17 protein-coding genes are annotated in these 16,528 nt (G+C 65.2%); 13 read left to right on the forward strand and 4 right to left on the reverse strand.

From position 1 onward, the window contains the following. Positions 1–43: 43 nt before the first annotated feature. Positions 44–373, reverse strand: a complete 330-nt coding sequence (hspQ, locus tag ACSQ2B_RS02455) for a heat shock protein HspQ (RefSeq protein WP_436047023.1) — start codon at positions 371–373, stop codon at positions 44–46. Positions 374–534: 161 nt separating this feature from the next. On the opposite strand from hspQ, the gene ACSQ2B_RS02460 reads away from it, so the two are divergent. Together ACSQ2B_RS02460 and ACSQ2B_RS02465 are read left to right on the forward strand one after the other, a co-directional pair. Continuing rightward, a complete protein-coding gene (locus tag ACSQ2B_RS02460) occupies positions 535–1,620 on the forward strand; it encodes a Ppx/GppA phosphatase family protein (RefSeq protein WP_436047025.1) in 1,086 nt (361 codons plus the stop codon). After that, complete coding sequence (locus ACSQ2B_RS02465; protein ID WP_436047027.1) at positions 1,617–2,330, forward strand: RlmE family RNA methyltransferase; 714 nt, start codon at positions 1,617–1,619, stop codon at positions 2,328–2,330. The genes ACSQ2B_RS02460 and ACSQ2B_RS02465 overlap by 4 nt, the downstream gene beginning before the upstream one ends. Positions 2,331–2,343: 13 nt before the next feature. Here the strand turns inward: ACSQ2B_RS02465 and ACSQ2B_RS02470 are convergent, their stop codons facing one another. Next, complete coding sequence (locus ACSQ2B_RS02470) at positions 2,344–3,207, reverse strand: SPOR domain-containing protein (protein ID WP_436047029.1); 864 nt, start codon at positions 3,205–3,207, stop codon at positions 2,344–2,346. A 241-nt stretch (positions 3,208–3,448) separates the two neighbouring features. Here ACSQ2B_RS02470 and guaB point away from each other — a divergent pair, with 241 nt between their 5' ends. The 7 genes from guaB (at position 3,449) to repC (ending at position 11,780) form a co-directional block, all read left to right on the forward strand. Further along, a complete protein-coding gene (gene guaB / locus ACSQ2B_RS02475; protein WP_436047031.1) occupies positions 3,449–4,909 on the forward strand; it encodes an IMP dehydrogenase in 1,461 nt (486 codons plus the stop codon). 67 nt (positions 4,910–4,976) lie between these two features. Next, positions 4,977–6,275, forward strand: coding sequence for an RsmB/NOP family class I SAM-dependent RNA methyltransferase (locus ACSQ2B_RS02480; RefSeq protein ID WP_436047032.1), 1,299 nt, complete (start codon positions 4,977–4,979; stop codon positions 6,273–6,275). A gap of 9 nt (positions 6,276–6,284) precedes the next feature. Next, on the forward strand, positions 6,285–7,853 hold the full coding sequence (gene guaA / locus ACSQ2B_RS02485) for a glutamine-hydrolyzing GMP synthase (protein ID WP_436047034.1): 1,569 nt from the start codon (positions 6,285–6,287) through the stop codon (positions 7,851–7,853). A gap of 294 nt (positions 7,854–8,147) precedes the next feature. Then, on the forward strand, positions 8,148–9,356 hold the full coding sequence (locus ACSQ2B_RS02490; protein ID WP_436047035.1) for a tyrosine-type recombinase/integrase: 1,209 nt from the start codon (positions 8,148–8,150) through the stop codon (positions 9,354–9,356). 323 nt (positions 9,357–9,679) lie between these two features. Next, the gene (locus tag ACSQ2B_RS02495) at positions 9,680–9,922 is read left to right on the forward strand and encodes a helix-turn-helix transcriptional regulator (protein WP_436047037.1); all 243 of its coding nucleotides are present in this window, start codon (positions 9,680–9,682) and stop codon (positions 9,920–9,922) included. Positions 9,923–9,925: 3 nt separating this feature from the next. Next, on the forward strand, positions 9,926–10,807 hold the full coding sequence (locus tag ACSQ2B_RS02500; protein WP_436047038.1) for a helicase RepA family protein: 882 nt from the start codon (positions 9,926–9,928) through the stop codon (positions 10,805–10,807). Next, positions 10,788–11,780, forward strand: a complete 993-nt coding sequence (gene repC / locus ACSQ2B_RS02505) for a replication protein C, IncQ-type (RefSeq protein WP_436047040.1) — start codon at positions 10,788–10,790, stop codon at positions 11,778–11,780. Before ACSQ2B_RS02500 ends, repC begins: the two co-directional genes overlap by 20 nt. A 366-nt stretch (positions 11,781–12,146) precedes the next feature. Here the strand turns inward: repC and ACSQ2B_RS02510 are convergent, their stop codons facing one another. Together ACSQ2B_RS02510 and ACSQ2B_RS02515 are read right to left on the reverse strand one after the other, a co-directional pair. After that, positions 12,147–12,569: a response regulator gene (locus ACSQ2B_RS02510; protein WP_436047041.1), complete on the reverse strand. Its 423-nt coding sequence runs from the start codon at positions 12,567–12,569 to the stop codon at positions 12,147–12,149. Further along, complete coding sequence (locus ACSQ2B_RS02515; protein ID WP_436047043.1) at positions 12,559–13,617, reverse strand: HWE histidine kinase domain-containing protein; 1,059 nt, start codon at positions 13,615–13,617, stop codon at positions 12,559–12,561. The genes ACSQ2B_RS02510 and ACSQ2B_RS02515 overlap by 11 nt, the downstream gene beginning before the upstream one ends. A gap of 887 nt (positions 13,618–14,504) precedes the next feature. Here ACSQ2B_RS02515 and ACSQ2B_RS02520 point away from each other — a divergent pair. Genes ACSQ2B_RS02520 through ACSQ2B_RS02535 form a run of 4 tightly spaced genes read left to right on the forward strand, consistent with a single transcriptional unit; the run spans position 14,505 to position 16,469 of the window. After that, entirely contained in the window at positions 14,505–14,705 is a 201-nt protein-coding gene (locus ACSQ2B_RS02520) for a hypothetical protein (RefSeq protein ID WP_436047045.1), read from the forward strand. Between the two features lie 9 nt (positions 14,706–14,714). After that, positions 14,715–14,996, forward strand: a complete 282-nt coding sequence (locus tag ACSQ2B_RS02525; RefSeq protein ID WP_436047047.1) for a hypothetical protein — start codon at positions 14,715–14,717, stop codon at positions 14,994–14,996. Between the two features lies 1 nt (position 14,997). After that, positions 14,998–15,414, forward strand: coding sequence for an EexN family lipoprotein (locus ACSQ2B_RS02530; protein ID WP_436047049.1), 417 nt, complete (start codon positions 14,998–15,000; stop codon positions 15,412–15,414). Between the two features lie 5 nt (positions 15,415–15,419). Further along, positions 15,420–16,469 (forward strand): type IV secretion system protein, encoded by a 1,050-nt coding sequence (locus ACSQ2B_RS02535; RefSeq protein ID WP_436047051.1) that lies wholly within the window; start codon positions 15,420–15,422, stop codon positions 16,467–16,469. The last annotated feature ends 59 nt before the right edge of the window (positions 16,470–16,528 follow it).

Here is a 16,528-nt window from a genome sequence, read left to right on the forward strand (position 1 = left end):
TCCTTCTCCCCTTGTGGGAGAAGGTGTCGTCTGGATCTCTCGCTCAGTGGCTGATGCGCGGTTTCAGCTTGTACTGGCCTTCGCGGAAGGATTCGAAGATCACCGAGGCCTGCGGATGGCCCACGGGCTGGCCGGAGTCGTCCGGCATCAGATTCTGCTCGGAGACATAGGCGACGTAAGCGCTTTCCTCGTTCTCGGCGAGCAGGTGGTAGAAGGGCTGGTCCTTGGGCGGCCGGATGTCCTCCGGGATCGAGAGCCAGTATTCCTCGGTGTTGGTGAAGGCCGGATCGACGTCAAAGATCACGCCGCGGAACGAGTAGACTCGATGCCGAACGATCTGGCCGATGGCGAATTTGGCGAGTCGCGTATTCATGAGACCAAGGCTAACCCCTCTCTTCTGACCGGGAGGTGAACGCTCGCCACGGTCGCCTGTTGAGGCTGCGCCTTCCGCGGTGACGGGGCGCTTGCTACATTGCCTCTCGAAATCAGGCTGCGTCGGTGTAGCGCGGCCTGCGAAGGACGAAAAGGCGGTCCATGACTGAGGCGCCGAGCGCGCCCGGCGCCCCGATGCGTAGCCGGGTGAGGCCAATGCGCGAGCCTGCATGCTATGCGGCGCTCGACCTGGGCACAAACAACTGCCGCCTGCTCATCGCCACACCCCAGGGAACCGGCTTTCGAGTGGTCGAGGCCTATTCGCGGATCGTGCGACTGGGGGAGGGGCTGGCCCAGAGCGGCCGGCTGGCCGAACCGGCCATGGAGCGGGCGCTGGCGGCCCTGAAGGTCAGCGCCGAGAAGGTCCGCCGGCGCAAGGTGGTGCGGCTGCGCGCCATCGCCACCCAGGCCTGCCGCATCGCAGAGAACGGTCGGGCCTTCGTCGAACGCGTCGCCGAGGAAACCGGCCTGCAGCTGCAGATCATCACGCCGCAGGAAGAGGCCCGGCTTTCGGTCGCCGGCTGCCTGACGCTGCTCGACCGCAGCCACGACGCCGCCCTGGTGGTCGATGTGGGCGGCGGCTCGACGGAGATGTCGTGGCTCGACCTCAAGGCCGACCGCGAGGTGGAGTCGCCGCCGATGCGCGCCTGGCTGTCGATCCCGATCGGCGTCGTCACCCTCGCTGAGCGCTTTCCCGAGGGCGAGACCGCCACGGACATCTGGTTCCGCGCCATGGTCGACACGGTGAAGGCCGAGATCGCCGCCTTCCGTCGCGCCGATGTGTTGAAGCCGGTGTTTGACGCCGACCGGGCGCACCTCGTCGGCACCTCGGGCGCAATCACCAGCCTGGCGGGAATGCATCTGGATCTGCCGCGCTACGACCGAAACCGTGTAGACGGTATCTGGATGACCCGAAATGAATGCGACCAGGCCGCAGACCGGCTGCTGGCGCTGACCACCCAAGAGCGCGCCGCCCAGCCCTGCATCGGTCCCGACCGTGCAGATCTCGTGCTGGCGGGCGCCGCCATTCTCCAGGCGGTCCAGGAGCTCTGGCCCTGTACGCGCGTACGGGTGGCCGACCGCGGCCTGCGGGAGGGCATACTGATCTCGTTGATCAACCAGCGCGGCGGACGCCGTCGTCGCCGGCGCGGACGTTCGGGCCGCGCGCTGACGGCCACCGCAGCATGACCGAGCCCCCCCGCAAACGCATGGTCAAGCGGCCGACCGGCGGCACCGACGAGGGTCGCCCTCAGCCGGCGCGCCTGAAGACCGCTAAGATGCGCACGCCCTCTCAGCAGGCCTGGCTGGAGCGGCAGATCAACGACCCCTTCTCGGCCAAGGCCCGGGCCCACGGCTATCGCAGCCGCGCGGCCTACAAGCTGACTGAGATCGACGACAAGCTTCATGTGCTGAAGCCGGGCGCCAAGGTGATCGACTTGGGACTGGCTCCCGGCGGCTGGACGCAGGTGGCGATCGAGCGCGGCGTGCGCGACATCGTCGGCGTCGACCTCCTGCCGGTCGATCCGATGCCGCCCGCCCACATCCTGCAGATGGACTTCACCGACCCGAGCTGCGGGCCGATGCTGATGGATCTGCTCGGCGGGGCGCCCGACGTGGTGCTGTCGGACATGGCCCCCAACACCGTCGGCCACCGCCAGACCGACCACCTGCGGATCGTCGGCCTGATCGAGGCGGCCGTCGACTTCGCGCTCGAGGTGCTGAAGCCGGGCGGCGTCTTCATCGCCAAGGCCTTCCAGGGCGGCGAAACCGCCGAGCTGATCGCTCATCTGAAGCGCCACTTCACCGATGTGAAGAACTTCAAGCCCAAGGCCAGCCGGGCGGATTCGTCGGAACTCTACCTGGTCGCCACCGGCTTCAAGGGACGGCCCACGCCTTAGAGGCTGGAGCGCCTTAGCGCGCCAGGCAGTCCCGGCCGCCGCGCTTCAGCGTCTCGCAGAAGGCGCGCGCCTGGTCGCGCGAATCGAAGCCGCTGATCACCCCGCGGTAGACCGCGCGGCCGCGGACCTGGGCCGGCTCGACGCGCGCGCGCATGCCTTGCAACTCGGTGAAACGGCCTTGCAGGTTGGCCAGCGCCTGGCGGGCCTCGGCCGGGTTTGACGAACTCACCACCTGAATGGCGCCCGGGCCCGGCTTGGAAGGCGCGACGCTCGCGGGGGTCCGGAACGCGGCGTTGGGCGCGGAGAAGGGCGCCGGCAGCGCGGGGCGAAGGGCGGCCAGCAGGGGCGCAGGCGCTGGTGCGGCTGCGCGGGGCGGCGCTGGAGCAGGCGCGGCCTGGGCGAGGCGCTGGCCAGCGGCGACCAGGGGGAGCTGGAAGTCGCGCTCGCAGACCGCGCGCTGGGCGCTTTCCAGCGGCGTGCCGGCCTTCGGAGGCCGCCAGACCGTCTCGGCGGGCGCCAGCGCCACGCCCTCGCCGTCGGCGAGCTGAGTGTCATAGCCGGTGGTGCCGCCCAGTCGCACGGCGCCGGCTCGGCAGTCGATCTCGAGCCGCATCTGCCAGGCGAGCACGCCGCCGCGCGCGGTCGCTTCCGGCGTGAGCGGGAGGGCGCGAAGCAGCACGCCGACCCGGCCCTCCGGCGTCCGCGTCCGCGTGACGATCGCGACGGCTGACGAGGCGGTGACCGCGATCACCTGGTTCGCCGCCAGCCCGGTCGCCTGCGGAAGCCAGATGACGATGGCGTCGCGATCGACGGCGGCGGGGTAGGTGGCCGTGGAGGCGGAGCTGGCGGCCGCCAGCGCTGCAATGAGGCCGATCATGGGGGCGCGACCGCGAGCCCGCGCTGCGCCGAATGGGTCCAGGCGTTCGCGACCTTGGTCCGTTTCGCCGCCTCGCCGCAGGGGGGCTTCATCTGTCGGTCCTCAACCTTGACCGTAGCCTGCGGAGGACGCCCCCGATTCGATAGCGTCATTCCGTCCGCGTCCCCAATTGATTTGCGCGCAGCCCTTGCCGCACGGGGCCCCGACCGCTTATACCCGCGCCGCAAAACCGGAGAATCTCATGGAGATCCGCGAAGGGCTCACCTTCGACGATGTTTTGCTCGAACCGGGCGCATCCGACGTGATGCCCACCCAGGTGGATGTCGCCACCCGGTTCACGCGAGAGATCACGCTGAACATCCCGCTCGTGTCCGCCGCCATGGACACGGTCACCGAAAGCCGGCTGGCCATCGCCATGGCCCAGAACGGCGGCGTCGGCGTCCTGCACCGCAACCTGACGGTCGAGGAACAGGCCGACCAGGTGCGGGAGGTGAAGCGTTACGAAAGCGGCATGGTCATCAATCCGCTGACCATCGGTCCGGACACCCCGCTCAGTGAAGTCCGCCAGATCAAGGCGCGCCGCAAGATCTCCGGCTTCCCGGTCGTCGACGCCGACGGCAAGCTCTGCGGCATCCTGACGAACCGCGACATGCGTTTCGAGACCCGCGACGACGTCCCGGCCAAGGCGCTGATGACCAAGGACAACCTGGTCACCGTGCGCGTCGGCGTCAGCCAGGCGGAGGCTCGCGACCTGCTGCGGCGGCACAAGATCGAGCGGCTGCTGGTCGTCGACGACGACAACCGCGCGGTCGGCCTGATCACCGTCAAGGACATGGAGAAGGCCCAGCTCCATCCCAGCGCGGCCAAGGACAGCCAGGGCCGGCTGCTGGTCGGCGCGGCCTCCACGGTCGGCGATGCGGGCTACGAGCGCTCCATGGCGCTGGTGGACGCCGGGGTCGACGTGATCGTCATCGACACCGCCCACGGCCACAACGCCAACGTCGCCCTGGCGGTCGAGCGGATCAAGCGCGAGAGCAACCGCGTGCAGATCGTCGCCGGCAACGTCGCCACCTACGATGCGGCCCGCGCCCTGATCGGCGCCGGCGCGGACGGGGTGAAGGTGGGCATCGGTCCGGGCTCGATCTGCACCACGCGGATCGTCGCCGGCGTGGGCGTGCCGCAGCTGACCGCCATCGCCGACGCGGTGCGGGCGGCGGCCGACGCCGACGTGCCGATCATCGCCGACGGCGGGATCAAATACTCCGGCGACCTCGCCAAGGCGCTGGCCATGGGCGCCTCGGTGGCGATGATGGGGTCGGTTTTCGCCGGCGTCGACGAGGCTCCGGGCGAGGTCTTCCTCTACCAGGGCCGGACCTACAAGTCGTACCGGGGCATGGGCTCGCTCGCGGCCATGGGACAGGGCTCGGCCGACCGCTACTTCCAGAAGGACGTCAAGGACGTCATGAAGCTGGTGCCCGAAGGGATCGAAGGCCAGGTGCCCTACAAGGGCCCGATCGCGCCGATCCTGCACCAGATGGTCGGCGGCCTGCGCGCGGCCATGGGCTATGTCGGCGGGGCCAACCTCGCCGAATTCCGCCAGCGGGCGCGGTTCATCCGCATCACCGGCGCGGGCCTGCGCGAAAGCCACGTCCACGACGTGATGATCACCCGGGAAGCGCCGAACTATCCGAGCCAGGTCTGAGTGGGGCGGCGCGGGGCCGTCTTGTCCCTTTTCCCCCTTCTGGCCCCTTTTCCTATGAGGTCGCGTCTTGCGTGACGGCGGACGCCTTGGGGCGGCCATTCAGGTCCTGACGGACATCGAGAACCATCATCGCCCGGTGCGACTGGCGCTGAAGACCTGGGGCGACGCAGCCCGCTACGCCGGCGCCAAGGATCGCGCCGCGGTGTCGGGCCTGGTGCTGGACGCCTTGCGCCGCAAGCGTTCGCTCGCCTGGCGGATGGGGGCGGAGGGACCGCGCGCGGCCGTGCTCGGCGCCCTGGGCCTCGTCTGGGGCTGGCCGCTGGAGAGGATCGCCGAGGCCGCCGCGGACGAACCTCATGGGCCGGGGCCTCTGACCGAGGCCGAACGCCAGGCGCTCGCCAGTCCGCGCGACCTCGCCGAGGCGCCCGCGCCGGTGCGGGGCGACTATCCCGACTGGCTCGACGCCTCGCTCGCGCGGACCTTCGGGGACGACCGGGCCCTGGAAGGCGCGGCCCTGTCCGAGCGCGCGCCGGTGGATCTGCGGGTCAATAGGCTGAAGACCGATCCGGTCCGGGCGCTGAAGGCGCTCGATCCGCTGGGCGCCCAGCCCGCCGGCGTGCTGGAGACCGCCCTGCGCATCGCCGCCCCTGACCCCAGCGCGCGCAGCGGGGCGGTGGAGGCCATCCCCCAGTTCTCCAAGGGCTGGTTCGAGGTGCAGGATCTGGGCTCGCAGATCGCCGCGGCTTGCGCCGGCGAGGTGAAGGGCAAGCAGGTGCTCGACCTCTGCGCCGGCGGCGGAGGCAAGACGCTCGCCCTGGCCGCCGAGATGGGCAACACCGGCCAGGTCTACGCCTATGACAGCGACGCGCGGCGGCTGACCGACACCATCCGGCGCGGCGACCGCGCGGGCGTGCGCAACCTGCAGGTCCGCTCGCCGATCCAGCCGGATCCGCTGAAGGGCATGGAGGACCGCATGGACGTGGTCTTCGTCGACGCGCCCTGCTCGGGCTCCGGCTCGTGGCGGCGCCATCCCGACACCAAGTGGCGGCTGACGCCCGAGACCCTGACGCGGCGGCTGCAGGATCAGGATGCGGTGCTGGATCTCGGCGCGACCTTCGTCAAGCCGGGCGGGCGGATGATCTACGTCACCTGCTCGGTGCTGCCGGACGAGGACGAGGACCGCGTGGGGGCTTTTCTGGAGCGTGCGCCGCAGTTCGCGCTCAAGCCCGCGACCACGCGCGAGGATCTTGCTTCGCGCCTGACTCCAGAAGGCTACCTGCGGCTGACGCCCAGGACCTCATCCACCGACGGATTTTTCGTCGCTGTGCTCGAGCGCCGCGATGACCGAAAGCCGAAATCCAGCTAACGGACCGCCATGACCAAGACTCCCGAACCGGGCCACGAACGCATCCTGATCGTCGACTTCGGCAGCCAGGTGACTCAGCTGATCGCCCGCCGTCTCCGCGAGAGCGGCGTCTATTGCGAGATCCATCCCTACGACAAGGTGGAGGCGGTCCTCGACAGCTTCGCGCCGAAGGGGGTGATCCTGTCCGGCGGCCCCGCCAGCGTCCACGAGGCGGAGAGCCCGTCCGCGCCGCAGAAGATCTTCGAGCTCGGCGTTCCGGTGCTCGGCATCTGCTACGGCGAAATGACCATGTCGGCGCAGCTCGGCGGCGCGGTCGAGAGCGGCCATGAACGCGAGTTCGGCCGCGCGGAAATCCTGATCGAGCGCGAGTCTCCGCTGTTGCACGGGCTCGGCGAGGTCGGCGATCGCGAAACGGTCTGGATGAGCCACGGCGACAAGATCACCGCCATTCCGCTGGGCTTCGAGGTGGTCGCCGCCAGCGAAGGCTCGCCCTACGCGGTGATCGCCGACGAGGGCCGCCGCTTCTATGGCATCCAGTTCCACCCGGAGGTGGCGCACACGCCGCGCGGCGCGCTGATCCTGCGCAACTTCACCCACCGCATCGCCGGCTGCCACGGCGACTGGACCATGGCCTCCTTCCGCCAGGAAGAGGTCGCCCGCATCCGCGCCCAGGTGGGCGAGGGCAGGGTGATCTGCGGCCTGTCCGGCGGGGTGGATTCCTCGGTGGCCGCGGTGCTGATCCACGAGGCGATCGGCGACCAGTTGACCTGCGTCTTCGTCGACACCGGCCTGCTGCGCCACAACGAGGCCGAACAGGTCGTCACCCTGTTCCGAGATCACTACAATATTCCGCTCATACACATTGATGCGGCTGATGAATTCCTCGGACAACTCGCAGGCGTTTCCGATCCCGAGACCAAGCGCAAGACCATCGGCCGGCTGTTCGTCGAGATCTTTGATCGCGAGGCGGCGAAGATCGAAGGCGCCGACTTCCTCGCCCAGGGCACCCTCTATCCGGACGTGATCGAGAGCGTCTCGGCCCGCGGCGGTCCCTCCGCCGTGATCAAGAGCCACCACAACGTCGGCGGTCTGCCGGACTATATGAAGCTCAAGCTGGTCGAGCCGCTGCGCGAGCTGTTCAAGGACGAGGTCCGGGCGCTCGGCGTCGAGCTCGGGCTCGCGCCGGCCTTCGTCGGCCGCCATCCCTTCCCGGGACCGGGCCTGGCCATCCGCATCCCGGGCGAGATCACCCGCGAGAAGGTCGCCGTCCTGCAGCAGGCCGACGCCATCTACCTGGACGAGATCCGCAAGGCCGGCCTCTACGACTCCATCTGGCAGGCCTTCGCCGTGCTGCTGCCGGTCAAGACCGTCGGCGTGATGGGCGACGCGCGCACCTACGAGAACGTCTGCGCCCTGCGCGCCGTCACCTCGACCGACGGCATGACCGCCGACTTCTTCGAATTCCCCTGGGAAGTCCTCGGCCGCGCCGCCACCCGCATCATCAACGAGGTCAAGGGCATCAACCGCGTCGTCTACGACGTGACGTCCAAACCGCCGGGGACGATCGAGTGGGAATGATCTCGCGTCCGGCATTGGCTGGCGTCTAAAGGCACGAAAACACACCTAAACCCATGTAAATACCGGATTTTTTGATTGTGGGTCTGGCATGTCCGGGCAACTTTTGGCACCGTCAAGCACCGTTTTTTTATGGCATAGTGCATGGTTCTGACAGCCCATGAAGTGTGTTTGGTGTCTGATACCATGTCGGCCTGTGAGGGTGATGTATGGTATCGAATGAAGATAATGCGTTGATTTATAGCGAGTTTATGTCGATTGGCTCGGCAGTTTCGATCGTGGTATTTGAAGTGAGCCATGCTGACCGATACCAAGCTGCGAAACCTCAAGCCGCAGGACAAGCTCTATAAGGTGAACGACCGTGACGGCCTCTACGTGGCCGTCACGCCTGCCGGGGCGATCTCGTTCCGCTACAACTACGCGATCCACGGCAGACAGGAGACCATCACTTTCGGCCGTTATGGCGTCGGCGGAATCACGCTTTCGGAGGCCCGCGAACGGCTGAGCGAGGCCAAGAAGCTGATCGCAGCGGGGAAGTCGCCTGCGAAGGAGAAGGCTCGGGACAAGGCTCGCATCAAGGGTGCGGAGACGTTCGGGGCTTGGGCGGAAAGGTGGCTGCGCGGCTACCAGATGGCCGATTCCACCCGCGACATGCGTCGCTCAGTGTTTGAGCGCGAGTTGAAGCCGAAATTCGGCAATCGGAAGCTAGTCGAGATTACCCACGAGGACTTGCGGGCGCTGACCGACGCCGTCGTGGAGCGGGGCGCGCCGGCAACGGCAGTACATGCCCGTGAGGTGGTGTTCCAGGTCTATCGCTGGGCCATTGAGCGTGGTCAGAAGGTCGAGAACCCGGCAGAGCTAGTGCGGCCAACGACCATCGCCAAGTTTGAGCCGCGCGACCGTGCCCTGACGCCCGACGAAATCGGTTTGATGTACCAGTACATCGAGCGCATCGGGACGGCGCCATCCATTCGGGCAGCGGCCAAGTTGCTGCTGCTGACAATGGTGCGCAAGAGCGAGCTGACCAACGCGACGTGGAGCGAGATCAATTTCAGCGAGGCGCTTTGGACGATCCCCAAAGAGCGGATGAAGCGGCGCAATCCACACCTAGTGTTCCTGTCCCGGCAGGCGCTGGATATTTTCATTGCCCTGAAAACGTTCGCAGGCGGATCGGACTATGTGCTGCCGTCGCGGTATGACTCGGACCTGCCCATGAGCAGCGCCACCCTCAATCAGGTGCTGACCCTGACATACCGGCTGGCGCAGAAAGATGGGAAGCCGCTGGCCAAATTCGGGCCGCACGACTTGCGGCGCACGGCTAGCACGTTGCTGCACGAAGCTGGCTACAACACCGATTGGATCGAGAAGTGCCTGGCGCACGAGCAGAGAGGCGTAAGGGCCGTCTACAACAAGGCTGAATACCGTGAGCAACGCACGGCGATGCTTCAGGACTGGGCGGACATGATCGACGAATGGGGGCTCAAGAAACCGGGGCCAAGGAAGTGAATTTGAGCTGCATGGCGCGCCAAGCGCGTCGGAACGTTCCTGCTGCGGAATGAAAGGCCCACTTCGGTGGGCTTTTTTGTTCGTAGAACGCATCTCCAGTAGCGGAAGTAATTCGCACGATGTGCAGAATGTAATATCAATAAATACAATAAATTAGATGGATCTTGCTGCTCGGTTTGGGTTCGGTGTGCCGTCAACAATTGTCAACATGCCCTGGACATCTGTTTACAAGTCTTTGATTTAACTGAAAAATGCGGGATTCTGGACTGGTAAGGCCGGGCGTTTCCGAGCAATAGTTGAGCCTCGATACGTGACGCAACGAGGTGCTCGACGTGGAGAAGGGATCGGGAAGGGGGAATAGGACCCTCATCAACCGCAAGAAGCTCCATGCGATGATCCCGCTGTGTGAGCGCACGATCTTCAACATGGAACAACGAGGGGAGTTTCCCCGCCGGATCGCGCTCACCAGCCGAAACGTCGCGTGGGATCTGGCTGAGATCGAGGAATGGATTGAGACCCGAAAGTCGTCCGGCATCCAAGCTACGCGCCCCGGTATGGCGACCTGAGCCGTGGCGATCGATCTACGGGCGGCGTTTGAGAACGAACCGCCTGTGCTGGACTTCATATGGCCCGGTTTTCTTGCGGGCACTGTGGGGGCGCTGGTTGCTCCCGGAGCCACGGGCAAGAGCTTCTGGGCGCTGGAAGCCGCAATGTCCGTCGCGTGTAGCGTTGCCGGCGGCGACCTTGTGGGCCTTGCCCCTGCGCACACCGGTCGCGTGGTGTACTTGGCCGGAGAAGACCCGTCGCCTGCGCTTGTGTGCCGGGTTCACGCTATCGGCCAGCACTTGAGTCAGCAGGCCCGCGAAGCCATCGCGGAAAACCTGACCGTTGAGCCGATCATGGGCAAGCGGCCGAACGTAATGGACGATCGGCACCTTGCCCGCATCATCGAGTTCTGCACCGGAGCGCGACTGATCGTGCTGGACACCTTGAGCCGCATCCACGCTCTCGATGAGAACAGCAACGGTGACATGGCACAGCTTGTCGCCACGCTAGAACACGTCGCGGCCAGCACCGGGGCGTCCGTCCTGTATCTGCACCACGTCAGCAAGGGCAGTGCCCGCGAGGGCCAGACCGATCAGCAGCAGGCAGCGAGGGGAGCATCCGCCCTGATCGACAACGCCCGCTGGTGCGGCTTCGTCGCCAAGATGAACGAGGAAGAGGCCAGGCGCCTGAGTGACCGCAGCTATGACCGGGAGCCCATCGGCAATGACCGGCGTGGCTACTTTGTGCGCTTCGGCATCTCCAAACAGAACTACGACTGCATACCTATTGACCGCTGGTATTCGCGGCATGGCGGCGGCGTGTTGTTGCCCGTAGAACTGGTGGAGACGAGGCACGAGCGCGGGATTCAGAACGGGGGCAAGTGCTATGGCGTCGCCACGTATTAGGCCCGCCTACTCTAAATTTGACCCTGCCCATGTGTTCGACGGACTCTTCGTGCCCACCAACGGCAAGAGGCGTGGGCGTCTGCTTGTAGAGCCGCGCCGGTTTGGCAAGATAGAGATTGGGTTCCAGGGCTTTGAGCAACTCGGGGTCGATGACCAGTCCATTTTGCTGGCCCTGACCGCCCAGCTCGGTATCGACGGGCTCGTGATCGATTATGCCGCGGCAGGACCGATGAGCAGGCAGTTGCGCCTCGCGCTGGATTTTCAGCAAGACGATGGCGCTCCGCTGGCGAGCAAACGTACCAGTTTACGAAGCTTGCTGATCGACGCTGGATATAAATACCCAGAAAGCGGCGCAGCGCTTGCAAGAGCCAAGGCAAGCCTCAATCGGTTACGAGCGACGCAGATTCGAGAGGCTGACCGTGTGAGTGGCTGGGACAGAGCCTGCAACCTGATTGCGGTTAGCTTCAACCACAAAACCGGGGAGATCTACGTCGCGGCCAATCCCAGACTTACGGGCGCCGTTCTCCGGGGGCAGCACGTCAAAGTCTCGCTGTGCGAGCGCAACAAGCTGGACGGCGAGGTCGCCAAGCTGCTGCACTGCTGGCTCTGCTCAAACATCCGACTTGGCCGGGCGCTGGGCAACGGCAACGGGGCGCACCTCGACACCCTTGCGCCCCATGTGTGGGGCCGGGCCGCGTGGGAAGGCTTCGCCGCGGCCGACCGCAGCAAGAAGCGTGGCCAGTTGCGGGCCGCGCTGGACGAGATTGTAGATCGAACACGAGACCTGGAAGGTGGCGCCGGCTGGGCCATCGATCAGACCAGCAACGGTTTTGTGCTGGTGAGCCGCCCCAAGAAACTACCATTCCTTGAGGGACGGCACGACATCAGGCCGAGCGACCCAACGAACTCGTCCGGGCAGAAGCCGCTCGACTGGCAAAATTGGACGGCGGATCGGCCGAATACCCCGTCTTAGGTGGCAACTACCCCCGTCTTAGGTGGCAACTTCGGAGGTCCGGCCAAGCTGTTGATCGCCACCGGATCGGCCGGGCGCCGCCAGCCCGGTCATCCATTCGCGGCGAGCCGTCGTCCACCTCCGCTGAGCTGTCGGACGTCCGCAACGGGTCGATGTCATTGAAAAAGGCCGCTGATCTTGCGGCGGTCGAGCAGCGGCGGATAACGTCCGCGTAGCCGACCTTTCGAGGTCCGCTTGTTGGCAGGGGAGCTAACGGGGTGGAACGACCCTAATCGGACGTTTGCGTTACCGACGTCCGCCGGACTTAGCCCCAGGTGGATGCAGAGCGTGGTGGCTGGCCATCTGCCCCTGCGGCCGAGCTCCAGGCTAAGCCGCCAAGTCAGCCGGCCCTGTTCCCGGCGCAATGTTGGCGCTGGACTTGGCCTGCGCCAACCCGTCCGCAAGCGCGTTGCGCAATTCGGTCATGTGATACGGCTTCTGCACCGCGCGCTGCGTCCGATAGCCTTCCTGCAGCCTGTTCGACGAATAGCCGCTCGAAAAGACGAAGGGCACGTGGCGGATGAGCAAGGCGTCCGCCACCGGGTAGCTCATCTGGCCGCTGAGATTCACGTCGAGCACCGCGGTGTCGAGGAACTGCGTCTCGATCAGCGACAGGGCCTCATCGACGCTCGCGGCTGGCCCGATCACCACGCAACCGAGATCGGCGAGCATGTCCTGGAGAAGCAGGGCCACGAGCATTTCGTCCTCGACGACGAGGACGCGGCGGCCGGAGAGGGGGCTATGCATCATGCGCGGCCTCCTTGGAGACTGGCATAACGATCGTGCAGACCATGCCAGCCGGCGCGAAGTCCAGCATGACCTCTCCCTGCAGCTCCTGCGCCAAGGGGCCCTGCAGCAGACGGGAACCGAAGCCTTGTTCCGTCGGGGGTTTCACCAGCGGCCCGCCACTTTCGCGCCATTGCAACCGCATCCGTTGGCCGTTGGGCGTCGGCACCATTCCCCAATCGACATCGACCCTCCCGTCGGAGCCGTTGGAGAGCGCCCCATGGCTGGTCGCATTGGTCGCCATCTCGTGCAGCACGACGGCGAGGCTGAGGACAGCTTTCGGCGACAGACGAACGTTGGGACTTTCGGGCGAGATGCGGGGGGCCGAATGGCCGTTCCAGTCGATCGGCCGCATTATCTCGTCCAGGACGTCGCGCAGGAGCACAGCGTCCCAATTGTCGCGTCCCAGCAGGCCGTGGGCTTTGGAGAGCGCGAGGATGCGCCGCTCGAGGGTATCGATCAGGCTCGGGTCGGCGTGCCCGCGCAAGGTCCGCAGGACGATGGACTGCACGCTGGCCAGGGTGTTCTGAGTACGATGGTTCAACTCATCGAGGAGGAACCGCAGCCGCTCCTCCTCGCGCTCATGCTTGGAAAGATCCACCAGTGAGATGAAGTTCTGAACAACATCGCCCGCCTCATCGCGCACCGCGCTGAAGAAGAGGGCCGCCCGGAACACCTCGCCGTTCTTACGACGGTAATGGCTCTCCATGTCATCTTCGGCGCCGGCCGCGAACGCGTCTTCAACTTGGCTCGGGGCCCCGGGGCCGCCGCTGCGGGCCGAGAGGAAGTCCAGGCGTTGTCCCAGCACTTCCTCCCGGGCGTAGCCGGTCAAGGCGAGGAAGCTGTCGTTGACGAAGATGATCAGGTGACCGGGCGCCTTGGCGTCCGTGAAGACCATGGGCATTCGCGTGGTCTCGGCCGCCACGACGAACGGGCCAAGGTCCCTCCGAAAGCCCTCGACTGTCGCTTCGGCCCGTTTCTGGTCGGCGGACTTTCGGGCGATCTTCGGCATGGGACGAGCCCGATCTTTTTGTCGATAGCCAGAAGCTCAGCAGCGGGTTCGTCGCCTCGCGTTCACAAACTACGACTGACGAGACAGATGCTTCCATCCGCCAGGTGTCAACGATTGATTTCGCGCAATGGTTGCAGGATCGGCGGCGCGCCACAACGCCGGGCGCTTAGGGCTGCCGCAAAGCTGGATCGTGGGCCTGGCGTTGGATGACCCCATCTGTCTCATTGCAGCGAGTTTTCTGCATAGGCTCCCGCCAGGCTGTGCGAGAGGCCGTAAGCTTCGCTCATCAACGGGCGAAATCCACCCCGAACGGTCATCCCGGACGTCCGCTCAGCGGAAGTGGGTGACGGCTGGCCCCGACTGGATGACCTGGCTGGCGGCGCCCGGCCGATCCGGTGGCCGGCTACGTCCGAGCCGGAGCCGACCGACTGGCAAAATTGGACGCCGGATCGGCCGAATACCCCCGTCTTAGGTGGCAATCGCCCCCGTCTTAGGTGGCAACTACCCCCGTCTCAGGTGGCAACGATCTAGGCCCCCAAAACGAGTGCAAACCCGCGCTCGGTCTAGCTTTTCGCCGTTCGACGAAATGCCGGTCTAAGAAGTTCTAGGGAACTTCTACCATGCGCGCGAAGCGCCGCGCCTTGAGGGCGCCCGGGCCCTCGCGCGATTTTGAGAGGGGCAGGAGGGAAGAGGAGGTCTTGCACCGTGCAAGACTTGATCCTCAATCCGCGCTCACCTGCTGGTCGGCGCACGACCACATCGCCGTCAATACCTGTAAAGGCGGCCCGTACAACTATTTACGAGTGACTGAATTAAATAGACAATCTTGAAATCTGGCTCCTAAAGGGGATAATGGCAGCTACTGATTAGCTACTGTCAGGCGCCGCGTGACTACAGAGCCCAAAACCGTCATTCGAACCGTGATCGACGCACAGCTAAAGGCGGAATTCGAGGCCGCCGCACAGGGCAATGATCGGGTTTCAAGTCAGGTTCTGCGCGATCTGATCCGCGAATATGTGTGGCGCTTCTCCAAGGGCGAAGCGTGGGAACCGGGACAGGAAACAAAACGTCGTCGATTAGTGAAATAGGAGAGCGGGATGTCTGATCATGTAAAGAAAATCAAAGACGGCGCTCAGTGCGTGAATCGCGCCCTGCAGGAGTGGTTATCAATCCTGGTTCTATTCATGGGAGTTCTGCAATTTTTGCTGCTAATTCTGCAAATTCCGGCCTATTTGAAAGACATGTTCGGTGGCGACTTAATCATGTCAAAGGCATTCCTAATGAGCGTGATCGCCATCGGCATTTGCTGGGCTCAATGGCGCTATCGCCATGTGGTTTATCCGCAGATGCGCAGACAGGCCAAAGCGTGCAGGGGCTGACATGAACAAGTCTTGCACCGTGCAAGCCCTGGCGGTCGCCCTTTTCCTCCTGCCCACGCTCGCCGTTTCGGCGCCGGCAGCGGGACAGGGTGCTCCCCAACAGGCGCCGAAAACGGTCTCTTGGTATGCGAACCATCAGCAGGAGCGCGCGCTGAGGCAGCTCGCGTGCATGGACAATCCGGGTCAGCTCGCGCGCGACCCGGATTGCATCAACGCCCATCAGGCGAGTGTTGAGGTCGCCCTGCGAATCGCTCGCGCCCGCACCGGCACGCTCGATCCACGCGACCCGGCCTTTTGGTCGGCCGATCCGAACACCCGTGCGGCTAAGCTCTCGATGTGCCGCCTCAACCCTCAGCTCGACGGCTGCGACGCGGCCAGGCGCTCGCTGCTGATCGAAGCCGGGAATGCTAAAAGGTAATCGTCATGGGCGGCGATATTCAGTGGCAAGTCTTTGCCTACATCGTCTCACAGGTCGAGACGCCGCTAATCAGCGTGGTTGCACAGGTCGTCGGTGCCTTCCTGACGTTCGTAGGTCCGCCGCTCAAGGTCGCGCTCGTCCTGTATGTTGCTCTCACCGGCATCCGCATCATCACCGGCCATACGGATGAGGCCGGCTCCGCCCTGATTGGCCGCTTCCTGAAAATGGCGCTCATATTGTGGGTGCTCACGGGCACCGGCGCCTATCAGGGGATCTTCTACGACTTCTTCTTCACGGTCCTTCCACAGGGGCTATCGAGCGCCCTGACGTCGGGTGGCGTGACGACGATCGACGCCAACAGCTTCGATATAGTGTGGATCAAGGCGTGGCGCGCCGGCCTTGAAGTCTATCGGACGCTGTCCTGGCAGGACATCGCCGAGAAGCTCGTCATTGTCGTCTTCTGGGCCGCCGCCATCATCTCGACAGTCTTCGCCTTCGCGATCTGGCTGATTTCGCGCGTACTCCTGGCGCTTTACATCGCGATCGGCCCCTTGCTGGTCGCCTTGGCGCTGTTCCCTGCGACCCGCTCAATCTTCGAACGCTGGATCGGCTCGCTGATCTCCTGCGTGATCCTCCAGATCACGACGGTCACGCTGCTTTACATCGTCTTGGCCGTAGAACAACAAGTCGCAGGAAAGGTCGCAATCATGGGCTCCGTCGATACGATGGCCATGCTCCAAGTCCTGTTCGCGGGCGTGATCTTTTTCGCGGTTGCGGGATTCGTCGCCTTTCAGCTTCCAGGCGTGGCCGCTTCGCTCGCAGGGGGGGTGCAATTCCACACGGGCGGGATCGGGCGCGCAGCTCAGATGTTCGTCGGCTCGACCGGGAGCAAACAATTCGATGGGCAAGGGGGCGCGCATCATGTGGGCCGCAGCGGCGTCATGGGCGCGGGTCACATGGCGGCCTCCATAGCCGGGCGAGGGGCGATAGCCGGCGGTCGCGCGGTTTATCAGCGTATCCGGCCGACAACCGGCGGCTCGCTCTCCGACAGCTAATCGCTCTCCACCGCTCAAGTCTTGCACCGTGCAAGGCTTGAACGCCGCCCGTCCCATGC

Source organism: Phenylobacterium sp. LjRoot225 (assembly GCF_964252855.1).
In the GTDB taxonomy this organism is placed as follows: domain Bacteria; phylum Pseudomonadota; class Alphaproteobacteria; order Caulobacterales; family Caulobacteraceae; genus Phenylobacterium.